16 protein-coding genes and 1 pseudogene are annotated in these 15,530 nt (G+C 71.2%); 12 read left to right on the top strand and 5 right to left on the bottom strand.

Features of this window, described 5'->3' with window-relative positions; all coding sequences use genetic code 11:
• Positions 1-35: 35 nt before the first annotated feature.
• The 7 genes from ABTY04_RS10360 (at position 36) to ABTY04_RS10330 (ending at position 4,937) form a co-directional block, all read left to right on the top strand.
• Positions 36-1,223 carry a methyltransferase gene (locus ABTY04_RS10360; protein ID WP_352213052.1) on the top strand — a complete coding sequence of 396 codons (1,188 nt, stop codon included), beginning with the start codon at positions 36-38 and terminating at the stop codon, positions 1,221-1,223.
• Positions 1,224-1,287: 64 nt separating this feature from the next.
• Positions 1,288-2,046, top strand: coding sequence for a MerR family transcriptional regulator (locus ABTY04_RS10355; RefSeq protein ID WP_352212929.1), 759 nt, complete (start codon positions 1,288-1,290; stop codon positions 2,044-2,046).
• Between the two features lie 118 nt (positions 2,047-2,164).
• On the top strand, positions 2,165-2,815 hold the full coding sequence (locus tag ABTY04_RS10350; RefSeq protein WP_502996605.1) for a DUF6230 family protein: 651 nt from the start codon (positions 2,165-2,167) through the stop codon (positions 2,813-2,815).
• Positions 2,806-3,291, top strand: a complete 486-nt coding sequence (locus ABTY04_RS10345; RefSeq protein ID WP_352212928.1) for a DUF6114 domain-containing protein — start codon at positions 2,806-2,808, stop codon at positions 3,289-3,291. The genes ABTY04_RS10350 and ABTY04_RS10345 overlap by 10 nt, the downstream gene beginning before the upstream one ends.
• Positions 3,288-3,938, top strand: a complete 651-nt coding sequence (locus ABTY04_RS10340) for a hypothetical protein (protein ID WP_352212927.1) — start codon at positions 3,288-3,290, stop codon at positions 3,936-3,938. The genes ABTY04_RS10345 and ABTY04_RS10340 overlap by 4 nt, the downstream gene beginning before the upstream one ends.
• A gap of 164 nt (positions 3,939-4,102) precedes the next feature.
• A complete protein-coding gene (locus ABTY04_RS10335; protein WP_352212926.1) occupies positions 4,103-4,522 on the top strand; it encodes a nuclear transport factor 2 family protein in 420 nt (139 codons plus the stop codon).
• Positions 4,523-4,589: 67 nt separating this feature from the next.
• The gene (locus ABTY04_RS10330; protein WP_352212925.1) at positions 4,590-4,937 is read left to right on the top strand and encodes a DUF2087 domain-containing protein; all 348 of its coding nucleotides are present in this window, start codon (positions 4,590-4,592) and stop codon (positions 4,935-4,937) included.
• Here ABTY04_RS10330 and ABTY04_RS10325 read toward each other — a convergent pair.
• The 5 genes from ABTY04_RS10325 to ABTY04_RS10305 all read right to left on the bottom strand — a co-directional run bounded on the left by ABTY04_RS10325 (position 4,909) and on the right by ABTY04_RS10305 (position 10,273).
• Positions 4,909-6,339, bottom strand: a complete 1,431-nt coding sequence (locus tag ABTY04_RS10325; RefSeq protein ID WP_352213050.1) for a dihydrolipoyl dehydrogenase family protein — start codon at positions 6,337-6,339, stop codon at positions 4,909-4,911. The genes ABTY04_RS10330 and ABTY04_RS10325 overlap by 29 nt on opposite strands.
• A gap of 133 nt (positions 6,340-6,472) precedes the next feature.
• On the bottom strand, positions 6,473-6,880 hold the full coding sequence (locus tag ABTY04_RS10320) for a thioredoxin family protein (protein WP_352212924.1): 408 nt from the start codon (positions 6,878-6,880) through the stop codon (positions 6,473-6,475).
• Between the two features lie 80 nt (positions 6,881-6,960).
• On the bottom strand, positions 6,961-8,400 hold the full coding sequence (locus tag ABTY04_RS10315) for an aldehyde dehydrogenase family protein (RefSeq protein ID WP_352212923.1): 1,440 nt from the start codon (positions 8,398-8,400) through the stop codon (positions 6,961-6,963).
• A 180-nt stretch (positions 8,401-8,580) separates the two neighbouring features.
• Complete coding sequence (locus tag ABTY04_RS10310) at positions 8,581-9,780, bottom strand: thiolase family protein (protein WP_352212922.1); 1,200 nt, start codon at positions 9,778-9,780, stop codon at positions 8,581-8,583.
• A gap of 193 nt (positions 9,781-9,973) precedes the next feature.
• Positions 9,974-10,273, bottom strand: coding sequence for a substrate-binding domain-containing protein (locus ABTY04_RS10305; protein ID WP_352213049.1), 300 nt, complete (start codon positions 10,271-10,273; stop codon positions 9,974-9,976).
• 173 nt (positions 10,274-10,446) lie between these two features.
• On the opposite strand from ABTY04_RS10305, the pseudogene ABTY04_RS10300 reads away from it, so the two are divergent.
• From ABTY04_RS10300 to ABTY04_RS10280, 5 genes and pseudogenes are all read left to right on the top strand, one after another.
• Positions 10,447-10,634 (top strand): annotated as a pseudogene (locus tag ABTY04_RS10300) (transposase domain-containing protein); the annotation flags it as partial.
• A gap of 476 nt (positions 10,635-11,110) precedes the next feature.
• Complete coding sequence (locus ABTY04_RS10295) at positions 11,111-11,899, top strand: IPT/TIG domain-containing protein (protein ID WP_352212921.1); 789 nt, start codon at positions 11,111-11,113, stop codon at positions 11,897-11,899.
• Between the two features lie 150 nt (positions 11,900-12,049).
• Positions 12,050-13,051 (top strand): IPT/TIG domain-containing protein, encoded by a 1,002-nt coding sequence (locus ABTY04_RS10290; protein WP_352212920.1) that lies wholly within the window; start codon positions 12,050-12,052, stop codon positions 13,049-13,051.
• Between the two features lie 479 nt (positions 13,052-13,530).
• Positions 13,531-14,511 carry a beta-propeller fold lactonase family protein gene (locus ABTY04_RS10285; protein ID WP_352212919.1) on the top strand — a complete coding sequence of 327 codons (981 nt, stop codon included), beginning with the start codon at positions 13,531-13,533 and terminating at the stop codon, positions 14,509-14,511.
• 411 nt (positions 14,512-14,922) lie between these two features.
• Positions 14,923-15,387 carry a type II toxin-antitoxin system PemK/MazF family toxin gene (locus ABTY04_RS10280; protein ID WP_352212918.1) on the top strand — a complete coding sequence of 155 codons (465 nt, stop codon included), beginning with the start codon at positions 14,923-14,925 and terminating at the stop codon, positions 15,385-15,387.
• The last annotated feature ends 143 nt before the right edge of the window (positions 15,388-15,530 follow it).

Here is a 15,530-nt window from a genome sequence, read left to right as displayed (position 1 = left end):
GCCGCCTCGGATAGCCTGGGGGCACGATGAACCGTCTGACCACGCCTTTCGGCTCCTACGAGCTCACCCGCTTCCCCGAAGACCCGCGCGACCGGCTCCGCGCCTGGGACGCCGCCGACGAGTACCTGCTGCGCCACCTCGACTCCGGTACGGGGGAACACGGCCCGGTGGACCTGGCCGGCGCCGGGCAGATCACCATCCTCGGGGACCGCTGGGGGGCGCTGACGACGGCACTGGCCGCGTACCGCCCGACGCAGATCACCGACTCCTACCTGTCCCGGGCCGGCACCGCGGCGAACCTGGACCGCGCCGGCATCGGCACCGCCAAGGCCACGGTGCGGCTGCTGACCACGCAGGACACGCCGCCCGAGCGGATCGACGTACTCCTGGTCCGGGTGCCGAAGAGCCTGGCGCTGCTGGAGGACCAGCTGTACCGGCTGGCCCCGCACGTGCACGCGGGCACGGTCATCGTGGGCACCGGCATGGTCAAGGAGATCCACACCTCCACACTGAAGCTCTTCGAGCGGATTCTCGGCCCGACCAGGACCTCGCTGGCCGAGAAGAAGGCCCGGCTGATCTTCTGCACGCCCGGCGCCACGCCGACGCGGGCCGTCGACCCGTGGCCGGTGACGTACACGCTGGACGAGGACGCGGGTTCGGGCGCCGGCCTGACCGCCGTCAACCACGCCGGGATCTTCTGCGCCGACCGGCTCGACATCGGCACCCGCTTCTTCCTGCAGAGCATCCCGAACAACACGAACGGCGCCCGCGTCGTGGACCTCGGCTGCGGCAACGGCATCATCGGCACGGCGATCGCCGTCGCGGACCCCCGCGCCGAGGTCGTGTTCACCGACGAGTCGTACCAGGCGGTCGCGTCGGCCAAGGCCACGTTCCGCGCCAACGTCCACCACGAGCGCGAGCGGGCCGACTTCCTCGTAGGCGACGGCGTGGCCATGCTGGACCCCGCCTCGGTCGACCTGGTGCTGTGCAACCCGCCGTTCCACTCCCACCAGGCGACGTCGGACGCGACGGCGCTGCGCATGTTCGCGCAGTCGCGCAAGGTGCTGCGTCCGGGCGGTGAGCTGTGGGTGGTCGCCAACCGCCACATGGGTTACCACACCCACCTGCAGCGCCTCTTCGGCAACAGTGAAGTCGTCGCGAGCGAACCGAAGTTCGTGGTGCTGCGGGCGGTCAAGCGGGACGAGCGGCCGCGCACCGCGTGACCTGCCGGTACACCCGTCGGCAGACCCGCCGTCAGACCCGCGGGTACGTCCTACACTCGGCCGCGTGAGCAGCCTGGTGCGAGATGACGAAGGCACGGACGGGGAGCGCTACCGCCGGGAGGAACTGGCCCTCGCGGCCGGCGTCAAGGTGCGCAACCTGCGCTACTACCAGGAGCGCGGGCTGCTGCCGCCGCCGCGCCGCGAGGGCCGGATCGCCTGGTACTCCGCGGACCACCTGACCCGGCTGCGGCTGATCAGCGATCTCCTGGGGCGGGGGTACAGCGTCAACGGGATCGCCGAGCTGCTGCACGCCTGGGAGGCGGGCGGAGGCCTGTCCCAACTGCTGGGCCTGGAACGCGCGATGACCCGTGACTGGGTCCAGGAGGAGCCGGTCACGATGACCCTGGCCGAGCTGCGCGAGCTGTTCGGTCCGGCGGCGACGGCCGAGGACACCCGGCGGGCCGCGGAGCTGGGGTACGTGACGATCGAGGGCGACCGGGTCACGCACCAGAGCCGGCGGCTGCTGGAGGCGACGCTCACCCTCGTGCGGCAGGGGGTGCCCCTCGCGGAGATCCTCGATGCGGGGGACTTCGTACAGATTCAGGCGGCCGCGCTCGCCGACCGGTTCGTCGGACTGTTCCGGCGGCATGTGATCGGCCCGGACGGGCTGGAGAGCCTTTCGGCCACGCAACTGGATCACGTCTCGGACGCGGCGGCGGCGCTGCGTCCCGTGGCGGGCGAGGTCGTGGCCGCGGAGTTCGCCCGGGCGATGGCCCGGCGGGTGGAGGCGGAGGTCGCCGAACTGCTGCGCACGGAGCAGTGACCGGCCGGTAGGAGTCGGCCTGAATGGCACGCTCGAACAACCTTGCCAACCCCCATTGGCACTCTTACATTCAACTCGTCGGTAACAACGGTGCACAGCCGAAATAAGGGATGATCTCATGGCAGATTCCCCCGATTTATCGGATTCCCCCGCCCCGTCCGGCAGAGACGACGAGGGAGGCGGCCGCGTCCACTGGCGCCGCTTCGCCGTCCTGACCGTCCCCGCCGTCGCCGTGACCGCAGGCCTCGGCATCGCCCTCGCACAAGGCGCCCTCGCCGCCTCCTTCGCCGTTTCGGGCCAGCAGTTCAAGGTGTCCGCGACGAGCCTGGAGGGCGAGGGCTTCGCCCAGTACGGCAGCATCGACGTCAACGCCCGCGAGGAGCTCGTCCCGGTGGCGGTCACCGCCATCAAGGAGGCGAAGCTCCACAGCCTCTGCCAGTCGGTCGTGACCACGCTCCCGGTCGTCGGCGACATCTCGCTGAACCTCACCGCCGGGAAGAAGAGCCCCGTCGAGGCGAGCAACCTGTTCGTCGACGCCACCCAGCTCTCCGGCAACGCCGTCTTCACCAACATCGAGATCGGCCGCGACGCCTCCACCCTCGACAAGGGGCCGACGGAGGCCGTGGGCATGCAGGACCTGTTCGCCCAGCAGGCGGACACCGTCAGCATCACCGATCTCCAGCAGACGGCGTGGGCGACGAACGCGGGCACCTTCAAGCTCTCCGGACTCAGCATGAACATCAGCAAGGGCAAGAAGGAATGCTTCTGAGCCCTTGGCAGCGGTGGCGACGGTGGCGACGGGGCAGGCCGTTCTGGGGAGGTCTCTTCGCCGTCCTCGCCGGGGCCGAGATCTGCGCCCTCCCCCTGGCACCGCTGAAGGTGATGCTCCAGCAGGGCATCGCGGGCATCCCGTCCGTGCTGATGGGCATCGTCATGATCGTGCTCGGCCTGACCGCCTGGTTCTCGCCCGCGCAGCGGAGCCTCGCCGGCGTCCTCACCACGCTCATCGCCACCGCCGCGCTGGTCCTGTCGAACCTCGGCGGGTTCCTGATCGGCACCCTGCTCGGGATCCTCGGCGGCGGGCTGATGTTCGCCTGGCAGCCGCACGCCGCCCCGCGCCCCTCCCCCGAAGCGCAGCCCGCCGCGCCGCAGTCCCCCGTACCGCCACAGTCCGCCGCACCCACCCAGTCCCCCACTCCAACCGGCACCACTGGGCACCCCGATCCCCAAGGAGCACAGCCATGAGCCGCACGCGTACCGCGCTCGCCCTCGGCCTGGCCGCCGCCGGAGCGCTGTCGGTGGCCTCGGTCACCGCCACCGCCGCGCCCTTACCGCTGGCCGGGTCGACGACCGTCACCCCGGCCGGAGACTCCTTCAAGGCCACCCTCAGCGGGAAGGCCACCCTCAAGGCCGGTTCGGTGACGGTGACCTGTACGGTCTCCGTCTCCACCGGCACCGTCCCTGCCGCCCCCGGGAACCACAACGCCGACGGGCCCGTCTCGTCGCCGATCTCGCCGCCGACGTACAGCTCGTGCACGTCCGGCATCCCGGGGGTGACCCCGACGGTCACCACCAGCGGTTCCTGGTCGGTGTCGATGCAGGACGGCTCCCCGATCACCGCGACCATGACCGTCCCGGTCGGCGGGCTCGTCGTGCACACGACCGGCCTGGCCACCTGTACGGTCACCGCGGCGCCGTCCGCCCCGGCGAACGTCGCCGCGAGCTGGGTGAACGGCGCCCCGCCGAGCCTGACCTTCGCCAATGCCTCCGTGCCGGTCACGGTCACCGGCGGGTTCGGCTGCCCGACCAGTGCGACCTCGTCCGCCTTCAACGCCGTGTACAAGGTCACCGACACGACCGACCCGTCACAGCAGATCACCGTCGGCCCCTGACCGGCGGCGGCCCGCGTACGGGGAGGGCCGTCGGCCCGGAGCGATCCGGGCCGGCGGGCCTTCGCATCGGTGGACTGGCCTTGCCGTCGGCGTCAACGTCTACGTTCCTGTGCGAGGCCGGTGAGACGACCGGCCGCCGGACCTCGGTGAACGGAGCACAGGCGATGGACGAGACGGAAGTCAGGGCGGTCAGGGAGGCCGACGTCCGGTTCTTCGAGGCGCTGGTCCGCGCCGACGGCACGGCACTGGACCGGTTGCTGCACGAGCGGTTCGTCCTCGTCGACGTGCTGACCGGCTCCGTGGTCCCGAAGGCGGGCCTGGTACCGCTGATCGCCTCGCGGCGCCTGGTGTTCGACGCGATCGACGCCGTGGATCCGGACGGCGAGGCACCGGAGGTACGGTTCTTCGGCACGACGGCGGTGGCCGTCGGCCGCACCACCATGACGGGCAGCTTCGACGGGGCGCCCTTCGCCGCCCGCAGCCGCTACACGCACGTCTTCACCACCGACGCCGGCGTCGGCGGCCACGACGGGCGCGGCGGGCACTGGGTTCTCGTCAACGCGCAGGGTACGCCACTCGCCTGACGCACTGCCCGGCATCGACGGGAAAATCCGTTGCCGCGGGTGCGGGCGGTCGGACAGGCTCGCCGGCATGTCCCAGAAGACCCCTTCACCCCAGACCGCGAAGCCGGCTACGGAACCGAGTACGCCGCGCAGTGTCGCCGACCTCTTCTCCGGTGGGCGGCTCACCGCGATCCCGCGCAAGGCCGCCCGCCGCGAGCAGCTCCTCGCCCACCTCGCCGAGACCCTCTTCGTACAGGACCGGGCGTACACGGAGCCCGAGGTGAACGACGCGCTGCGCACCGTGCACGAGGACTGCTCCGCGCTGCGGCGGTACCTGATCACCTCGGGCCTGCTGACCCGCACCCGGGACGGCGGCAGCTACCGGCGGGCCGGCGTCCCGGACTCCGCTATCCCCGGTACGCCTCCAGCAGCCTGAGCCAGATCTCACTGATCGTCGGGAAGGCCGGGACCGCGTGCCACAGCCGCTCGATCGGGACCTCCCCCGCGACCGCGATCGTGGCCGCGTGCAGGAGCTCGGCCGCACCCGGGCCGACGAAGGTGGCCCCGAGGATCACCTCCCGGTCCAGGTCGACGACCATCCGGGCCCGGCCGCGGTACCCGTCGGCGTACAGGCCCGCGCCCGAGACCTTGCCCAGGTCGTGGTCGACGGCGCGGACCCGGTGGCCGGCCCGCTCGGCCTCCGCGAGGGTGAGGCCCACCGCCGCCGCCTCCGGATCGGTGAACACCGCCTGCGGCAGCGCCTGCGTATCGGCGGTCGCCGCGTGGGCACCCCAGCGGCCGGTGTCGAGCGCGGGGCTGCCCGCCGCTCGGGCGGCGATGGCCGCCCCGGCGATCCGGGCCTGGTACTTGCCCTGGTGGGTCAGCAGCGCGCGGTGGTTCACATCGCCCACGGCGTACAGCCAGTCGTGGCCCTGGACCCGGCAGCTGTCGTCGACCGGAATCCAGTCGCCGGGCGTCAGCCCGACGGTCTCCAGCCCGATGTCCTCGGTGTGCGGCGAGCGGCCCGTCGCCATCAGCAGCTCGTCACCCTCAAGGAACTCGCCACCCTCCAGTACGACCCGGACGGGCCCGGTCGAACCGTCCCGTACGACCGCTTCGACGCTCACGCCCGTACGGACCACCGCGCCGGCCTCGCGCAGTGCGTCGGCCACCAGTTCGCCGGCGAAGGGCTCCATCCGCGGCAGCAGCCGGGAGCCGCGTACCAGGACCGTCACCGCGGAACCGAGGGCCTGCCAGGCCGTGGCCATCTCGGCGGCCACCACCGAGCCGCCCACGATCAGCAGCCGGCCCGGCACCTGCCGGGCGGAGGTGGCCTCGCGGCTGGTCCACGGCCGCGCCCCGGCGAGCCCCGGCACGTCCGGGACCACGGCCCGGGTGCCGGTGGCGACGACCACCGCGTGCCGGGCGGAGAGCACGTGATGCTCCCCCTCGGGGCTGGTGACGGCCACCTTGCGGACGCCGTACAGGCGCCCGTGGCCGCGGTAGACGTGGGCGCCGATCGAATCCAGCCAGTCGACCTGGCCGCCGTCCTTCCAGTCACCCGTCCAGTAGTCGCGGTGCGCGAACACGGCCGCCGCGTCGAGCGGCCCCCCGACGGAGCCCGCGAGGCCGGGCACCCGGCGGGCGTCGGCCCTGGCCAGCACGGGGCGCAGCAGCGCCTTGCTCGGGATGCAAGCCCAGTACGAGCACTCCCCGCCGATGAGTTCGGCCTCCACCAGGGCCGTGCTCAGTCCGGCGGCGCGGGTCCGGTCAACGATGTTCTCGCCGGCCGGGCCCCCGCCGAGCACCACGACGTCGTACTCCACCGCTACCGACACAGTCACCTTCCGGGGCTCCAGGGGCTCATGTCCCTGTCACCTTACGTGCGGACGACGGGCGGCGCGGGAGACGCGCGGCGGCGGAACGGGAGACGGGTTCCCTCCGCCCGGTGCCGGCCGGAGGGGACCGGGCTCAGGCCTCCGCCGTACCGGTGGAATCCGCCGGGCCCGCCCCGCCCTCCCGCTGCGACGCGGCGATCTTCGCGCGCACCTCGTCCATGTCCAGTGCCCGCGCCTGCCCGATGAGGTCCGTCAGCGCGGCCTCCGGCAGCGCACCGGGCTGCGCGAAGATCGCAACCTGGTCCCGGACGATCATCAGCGTCGGAATCGAGGTGATCTGGAAAGCGGCGGCCAGCTCCTGCTGCGCCTCCGTGTCCACCTTGGCGAAGACCAGGTCGGAGTGGGCCTCCGAGGCCTTCTCGTAGACCGGGGCGAACTGGAGGCAGGGCCGGCACCAGCCCGCCCAGAAATCGATCAGCACGAACGGGTTCTCGCTGACCGTCCGGTCGAAGTTCTCCTTGGTGAGCTCGACAGTAGCCACGGTGTCCAGACCTCCTGATTGCCTTGTATGCACCTGAACGATCGGCACGGCCCGTGCATTCCGGCAGCTGCGCCGACCGTTCAGAAGGGGTGCCCCGCCGGGGTCGAGCGGACCGTGGTCCAGCGCAGCTCCGTGAAGGCGTCCAGGTTCGCCTCGCCGCCGAACCGGGCTCCGGTGCCGGAGGCTCCGACCCCGCCGAAGGGGGCGACCGCCTCGTCGTTCACCGTCTGATCGTTCACGTGCGCGATCCCGGTCGGGATCCGCCCCGCCAGGTCGAGTCCGCGTGCCGCGTCCCGGGTGACGATCCCGAGGGAGAGGCCGTACGGGCCGGCCGAAGCCAGGGCCACCGCCTCCTCCTCCGTCGCGAAGGGCCGTACGGGCGCCACCGGGCCGAAGACCTCCTGCGCGTAGGCGGGTGTGTCGTCGCAGACGCCCGCCAGCACGGTCGGCCGGTAGAACAGGCCCTCGTGGGTGCCGCCGGTGACGAGCTTGGCCCCCTGCTCGGCGCCGGCCTCGACCAGGGCGTGGACCCGTTCCAGCTGGCCGCGGTCGATCAGCGGCCCCAGGTGCACCCGCTCGCGGTACGGGTCCCCCACCACCAGCGCCTCGGCCCGCGCGGCGAGCCGCTCGACGTACTCCTCGTACAGCGAGGCGTGCACGAGGTGCCGGCCGGCCGTCATGCAGATCTGGCCCTGGTGGAAGAACGAACCCCAGGATGCCTGGGCGACGGCGGCCTCGACATCGGCGTCCTCCAGTACGACGAGCGCGGAGTTCCCGCCCAACTCCAGGTGCGCCCGCTTGAGATGACGGCCCGCCAGTTCACCGACGAGCCGTCCCGCGGCCGTGGACCCGGTGAACGAGACCACGCGCACCAGCGGATCGGCGACCACCGCCGCCCCGGTCTCCGCGCCCCCGGGCAGCACGTGGAGCAGTCCGTCCGGCAGCCCGGCGGCGGCGAAGACGGCGTCGAGCGCGAGGCCGCCGCACACGGCGGTCCGCCGGTCCGGCTTGAGCAGCACCGCGTTGCCGAGGGCGAGGGCCGGCGCGACCGAGCGGATCGCCAGGATCAGCGGCGCGTTGAACGGAGCCACCACGCCCACCACCCCGGCCGGTACCCGGCGGGTGAAGGACAGGCGCGGCGCCTCGCTCGGCAGCACCTGGCCGGCCGGGCGGGAGGCCAGCGCGGCCGCCTCGTAGCACTCCTGCGCGGCGACGTGCAGCTCGAAATCGGCCTTGCCGGGTATGGAGCCGGACTCCCGCACCAGCCAGTCCCGCAGCTCCGCGGCGTGGGCGGTGAACAGGTCGCCGGCGCGGCGCAGGACGGCGGCCCGCTCCATGTGCGTGGCCCGCGCCCAATCCTGCTGGGCGGACCGGGCCCGCACGGCGGCCTCCGCAACATCGGCGGGGGCGGACAGTGCGAGGGTGGCCAGGGTGCGGCCGGTGGCGGGTTCGACGACCGGGGCGGCGCCTCCGGTGAGGGTCGGTCCGTCCTGCCAGAGCGTCGGTTCGAGGAGCGGCATGGCGCGGGGCCTCCGGTGGGGATGGGCGGGGCAGGGGGCGGCAGCACGCGCCATCGTGCCAGACCGGAGGCACCACATCTCTTCGGTTATCGGGCAGTTATCGGGTAGTTGACGGTCCGTCGTGACCGGAAACGATCGACGGCCGTCGACGGCCCGGCGGGGTGGGCGTGTTCGGACCCGTCAGCGCTCCAGGACGAGCGCGATGCCCTGGCCGACGCCGATGCACAGCGTCGCCATGCCGGTACCCGAGCCGGCCACGGCCAGCTGGTGCGCCACCGAGCCGGCCAACCGGGCCCCGGAAGCACCCAGCGGGTGACCGATCGCGATGGCGCCGCCGCGCGGGTTGACCACCGTCGGGTCCAGCTCGGGCCAGGCCGCCAGGCAACCCAACGCCTGTGCCGCGAAAGCCTCGTTGAGCTCAAGGACGGAGAGGTCCGGCAGGCTGCGGCCCGCCTTGGCGAGCGCCCGCTGCACGGCGTCGACCGGGCCCAGGCCGAAGAGCTGCGGCTCGATGCCGGTGACGGCAGAGGCGCTGATCCGGGCGAGCGGCTCCCGGCCGGTGGCCGCCAGCCCCTCCTCGTCCGTCAGCAGCAGCGCCGCCGCGCCGTCGTTGAGCGGGGAGGCGTTCGCGGCCGTGACCGTACCCGTGCCGTCTGTCCGGAATGCGGGCTTCAGGCGGGCCAGCGCCTCGGGGGTGGAGCCCTCCCGGATGCATTCGTCGCGTACGAGGTCCACGCCGGGGTACGGGACGACCTCGTCGGTGTACAGCCCTGCGGCCCAGGCGTCCGCGGCCTTGCGGTGGCTCTCCAGGGCGAACAGGTCCTGGGCTTCGCGGGTGATGCCGTGCTTCTCCGCGATCAGTTCGGCGCCCTCGCCGAGCGAGCCCGTCCATTCCGCGGGCATGCGCGGGTTGGTCATCCGCCAGCCGAGGGTGGTGGACCACATCTGCTGGTGGGCGGCCGGGAAGGGCCTTTCGGGCTTCTGCACCACCCAGGGGGCGCGGCTCATGGACTCCACGCCGCCCGCGATCGCGACGGAGGCGTCACCCAGCGCGATCGCCCGGGCGGCCTGGATCACCGCTTCGAGCCCCGAACCGCAGAGCCGGTTCACGGTGACCCCGGGGACCGACACCGGGAGCCCGGCAAGCAGCACCGCCATCCGTGCCACGTCGCGGTTGTCCTCGCCCGCGCCGTTGGCGTCGCCGAAGACCACGTCGTCGATCCGGCCGGGGTCGAGGTCGGGCGTACGGTCCACCAGCGCGCGCACGACGTGCGCGGCGAGGTCGTCCGGGCGGACTCCGGCGTAGGCGCCGCCGAACTTGCCGATCGGGGTGCGGACAGCGTCGACGACGTACACGTCGCGGACGGTGCGGCTGCTCATGGGGGCTCTCCTGGGCGGATCCGTACGGGCGGCGCCGGGTCGGTGCCGTGGTCGGCGCCCGGTACGGCGCCGGGCGCGCCCGGTGGGGCGCGCCCGCAGTCTCCGTCCGCAGGTCACCGCCTGTCAACGACCCTCGGTCGGCCAGGGGCGGACGGCCTCGGCCGGCCGGGCGCGGACCGTCACGAGACTGCCGTCAGGTCGACTCCCGGTGGATGGCCGCGGCGGCCGTCAGGTCGTGCCGCTGCGTGATCCCGGACGGCTCGCGCGCGCACCGACCGGTCCACAGCGTGGCCAAGGGGCCCCCGGTGGGCAGCCCGATCTGCACCGTGCCCTGCCGGGGCCGCAGCATCCTGCCGATGAACAGGTCGTCCGCGCCCATGCCCGCGACGTCCCCGGGGATCCGCAGGCCCTCGTGCGGCAGGGCGCGCATCAGCAGCACCGCGTACTCGTCGTTGTACGCGACGCAGCTCGGCCCAGGCGCGGGCGGCGGCAGCGCCGAACGCGTCGTACTTCACCGCCCGGCATGTTCGCTGCATAATCCAGTAGGAAACCCATCAGGTCCGGCTCGATAACGTGACGGCACCTCTGTTAAAAGGATCGAACCGATCTGGGGAGTCGCAGGTCAAGTGGGCGGGCCCTGGGTAGAACAAGGAAGCCGACCAAGGTCCCTGCCTTGGGCAGTTGCGGGTGTGGGACAAACTCACCGCCGGGCTGGGGAAGTTGTGTCCGCGCCGGCCGTCCGAGAAGGCACTGCGGGACCTGCGCCGCATTCTGTGGCGGCTCCGCTGAAGCTGCTGTTCACCGTCCCGGCCGGGCCGACGGCCCGGCCTCAGACTCCTGGCGTCTGCCACCGGCGCGGCCTCCGCGTCACATGAAGGCCCGACCCGCACAGCGCGGAAACGTTACGGTACTGGTTATTCACGTCTGAGAGTTAATCCTTCGGAAGTCGTCAATTAGGGCGCACTCCGGTGTGAAAGAAAGTGCATTTGCAGTCATTGTGATAATTGCACTAGTCACCGAGTGCTCCAGTTCCACTCTTTCGGTTCTGGCGTCCATCGGATTGCATTGACATCAAGCGAGACGGACCGCCCGGATCAGTCGACCGGGCCAACGCTTCGAACCGGATGGCCGGCCCTCTGCGTCAGGGCAGGGTGACCATCCTCGTGAGATGCGGGACCGTTCCGCCGTGCAACGTCCGACGGCTTCGTGACACACGTCAGCATCGCCCACCGGCAAGCCCGGGATACACGCAAGTCGTGGACTCGTACCACTGACGGCCAGGCAGTCGCACGCCTGCCGCTGGAGCACCACGAACGCAAGGAGATCCGTCATGGCAACCCTCACCTCCCTGTCCCCCACCCAGAGCCACAACGGGCAGACTCTGACCCTCACGGGCACGGGCCTGGCGAACACGACCAAGGTGAACTTCGGAACGAAGTCGGTCAGCCCGGCCACAGTCAGCAGCACCACCGTCACCGTCGTGATCCCGGTGCTGTGCGGTGGCCAGGTCAACGTCAGCGTCACCGCGGGAACAACGACCAGCAACTCGCTCTCGTTCTTCTACATCACCCCCCCGCTGCCGACCGCCGTCGTCTCCAACACCGGTCCGGCGGCAGCCACATCGGTGAGTGTCTTCGGCAGCGGCCTGCTGACCGCGACCGGGGTGACCTTCGGCGCCGTCGGTGCAGGCACATCGCTGACCGTGGTGTCGGACACCGAACTGACGGTCACCTGTCCCGCGCACGGCTCCTTCGGCGCTGCCAGCACCGACACGGTGGACTGCACCGTCACCACCGCCGGAGGCACCAGCGTTCCGCTCGGCGCCGCGACCCAGTACACCTACTACGCCGTCCCGACGGTCACCAGCCTGTCTCCCACGTCGGGATCGGCCCCCACCAGCGTCACCGTCACCGGCACCAACCTGGTGGGCGTCAGCAGCGTGACCTTCACGCCCACCGGCGGAGGTACCGCGACCCAGGCGACCTTCTCCAGCGCCTCAGCCACCAGCCTGCTGGTCGACCTGCCCTCCGGACTCGCCGCGGGCACCTACGACGTCCAGGCCACCACTCCCGGCGGCACGACCGCGGTCGTCGCCGGCGACGTGTTCACCGTCGTCTGATCCCTCGGCCCGGCTCAGGAGCAATGAGTCATCACCACACCGCCCACACCCCGGCACGTCCAGAGGCGCGCCGGGCATGAAACCGCTGTGCCCGGGCCGACAGGTGTCAGCCCGGGCCCAGCACCCTGATGAGCGCGGAAAGGACGGGTCATGGCCCCAGTAGTGACCAGCGTCGTCCCCAACAGCGGACCGGCTGCTGGAGGCGCGACAGTGACGATCAACGGGAGTGGGTTCACCGGAGTCACGGGGGTGAAGTTCGGGACGGTCTCGACCCCCTTCTATCTGATCAGCAGCACCAAGATCACCGCGATCTCGCCGGCGGGCACCGGAACGGTCAACGTCACGGTCAGCACCACCGCGGGTGTCAGCAACGGTGTCGCCTACACCTTCGTCCCCACCCCAGTGATCAGCTCTCTGGCACCCGACCAGGGTCCGACCGCAGGGGCGAACACCGTAACCATCGCCGGCACCAGCCTCGCAGGGGCCACCGCAGTGCAGTTCGGTACGAGTCCGGCCGCCATCACCGGCAACACCTCGACCCAGGTCACCGTCACCGTGCCGTCGGCAGCGGCGGCCGCCCCCGCCGATGTCACGGTCACCACGGCGGGCGGCGCCAGCACTCCGCTGCCCTACTACTACATCCCGAATCCGGCCATCACCCTGCTCAGCCCCAACCAGGGCCCGCTCGCCGGGGGAAACACCGTCACCATCACCGGCAGCGGCCTGACTCTCACCAGCGCCGTCCGATTCGGAACCGGTACGGCCACCGGCATCAGCATTGTCTCCGACAGCCAGATCACCGCCGTCGCCCCCAGTGGATCGGGCTCGGTGACCGTCACCGTCACCACGCCGGGCGGCACCAGCATGCCGGGGCTGGGAAGCGCCTATTACACCTACCTCGCAGCTCCGAACGTCAGCAGCCTCAACCCGGCACAGGGCCCGGCCCTCGGCGGGAACACCGTCACCATCACCGGCAGCGGCCTGACCTACGCCGACCAAGTGCTCTTCGGCGCCGTACCGGCGTCCTTCACCGCGGTCTCCGACACCCAGATCACCGCCGTCGCCCCCGGCGGGGCACCCGGCACCGCGACAGTCGTCGTGCACACTCCTGCAGGCAGCAGCACAGGCATCCCGTACCAGTACCTGACCTGAACCGCGACCCGCGCCACAACGAGCAGGACAGGCGACATCCGGGCCGATCGCAGCCGTGCGGCCGTCCGCTGCGGTGACGGCCATCCAGGCCGAAGACGGGTGGGCTCCAAGCCCTCCTGCAACGTCCATCTGGTTGGCCGGCGGCCGGCTCCCTGCAGCCCGGGGGCCGCATGCGGGCGATCGTCCTCTGTGTGCGCGGGCGGTCGAGTTGAGCGACGGGTGAGCAACGTGGGCTGATTGGGCTCAGACACCCTATGACACATGGTGATATATGCGGTCTTTTCTATTCAATGCTGCTATACAGGGACACTGATTTGCCATGCGCCCGACTGCCGGATCTGTGCCTGCGGTCGGCGCTATCCCTCGCGTACCTGCTGTGACGTCCGCCGGCAGGACATGCCGTGAAGAGAGGTGGACCAGGCATGATCCCTGGCGTTCGCACGAACCGCCCCAGCCCGGTACCAGGCAGACGGGCGGCAATGCCCGCCCTGGTCCTCACGATCCTCTGCCTGGCCGCACCCCCCCAGGTTCGGGCGGAGGCCGCCCAGATCGTCCCCCCTGGCACCTATGCCTACGTCACCAACCAAGCCGACAACACGGTGTCCGTGATCAACGTTGCGAATCCGTCCACGGCCGTTGCCGGCAGCCCCATCACGGTCGGTACAGGACCGGCCAGGGTGGCGGTCACCCCCGATGGCACCAAGGCCTACGTCACCAACGAAACCGAAAACACGGTGTCGGTGATCAACACCTCGACCAACACGGTCATCAACACCATCTACGTCGGCACCCTGCCCGTCGGGGTCGCGGTCGCTCCCAATGGCACCAAGGTCTACGTGACCAACGCGCTCGACAGCTCGGTGTCGGTGATCAACACCTCGACCGACACGGTCATCAACACCATCATGGTCGGCTCCGGGCCGCTCGGGGTCGCGGTCAGTCCCGACCAGCCCAAGGCCTACGTGACCAACAACAACAACAACTCGGTGTCGGTGATCAACACCACGACCAACACCGTCACCAACACCGTCATGGTCGGCACCGGACCGTTCGAGGTCGCGATCGCTCCAGGCAAGTTCAGGGCTTACGTGACGAACTCGATCGACGACTCGGTGTCGGTGATCAACACCTCGACCGACACGGTCACCCACGTCATCCCGGACGGCGCCGGACCGCTCGGGGTCGCGGTCGCTTCCGGCCACCCCAGGGCCTACGTGACCAACGGCAACGGCAACACGGTGTCGGCGATCAACACCACGACCGATGCGGTCACCAACACCATCCCGGTCGGCGCCGGACCGCTCGGGGTCGTGGTCACTTCCGACGACAAGAAGGCCTACGTGGCCAATTCGAACGCCAACACGGTGTCGGTGATCAACACCTCGACCAACACGGTCACCGACACCATCCAGGTCGGCGCCGGGCCGCTGGACGTGACCCTCGGCACCGTGGGCAAGTAGCCCTTACGGCCCTTTCCAGAACGCGGTGGTGACGATAATGCCTGGATGTAGCAGCTTCCTGCGCCGCGCGTTGCGTGTATCGGCTGCGGCGTTGGTGCTGGGCTTGCTCGCGTTCGTGAGTGCCATACCGGCAGCGCAAGCCGTGTCCACGGTGGTCAAGTTGCAGTGTGTGGGGACGCAAAGCGTGACCTTTGATCCCCCGCTGACCAACACACAGAAGCCGACCAAGGTGGGTTTCACAGAGAACCTCACCACTTGCCTGCTGGGCGGTGTCGCCAGCGGGATGAGTGCGGGCAACGCCATGGAGACGACGAGCTGGCGCGAGCCGCCGACGGATCCGGCCCGGCCCGCAGCCGGACAGGCGAGCCGAGCAGGGCGACAGGGGCCTCAAAGGTCAGTAATCTCGCCCGAATGACGGCACTTTCCCACCACAGCTCCGACCCCATCGAGCAGCCCGGGCGCAACGGGGCCACCGCCACCGCCGAGGCTGATCCGCACGCCATCGGGCCGGTACGCACCGAGTACGCGCCCGACAAGGACGGCGATCCGGACCCCGGCGAGATCGTCTGGACCTGGGTCCCGTACGAGGAGAACGACGGCCGCGGCAAGGACCGCCCTGTGCTGGTCGTCGCCCGGGAGGCGGGCGGACGGACGCTGCTCGCCGTACAGCTGTCCAGCAAGCGGCACGACAACGACCGGGAGTGGGTGCCGATCGGGACCGGACCGTGGGACAGCGCCGGGCGGGAGTCCTGGGTCGACGTGGACCGGGTGCTGCGCGTGCACGAAGCGGGCATGCGGCGCGAGGCGTGCGCCCTGGACCGGGGCCGGTTCCAGCTGGTCGCGAACCGGCTCCGCGAGCGCTACGGCTGGCGGTAGCCGGCCGGGCGCGGCGCCCGCGGTGACGCCGCGAGGGCGAGGCCGGCGTCGATGCGGTCGACCGGCGCATCGGGGTCGTTCACACGACACGCACGGCGGGCCGCACCGGCATCGGCCCGTCCCCTGCACCGCCGGCCCCTCGC

The organism is Streptomyces sp. NPDC097981 (assembly GCF_040302565.1).
Lineage (GTDB): Bacteria > Actinomycetota > Actinomycetes > Streptomycetales > Streptomycetaceae > Streptomyces.
The sequence above is the reverse complement of the archived record's forward strand: the minus strand, read 5'-3'. Positions and strand labels throughout refer to the sequence as shown.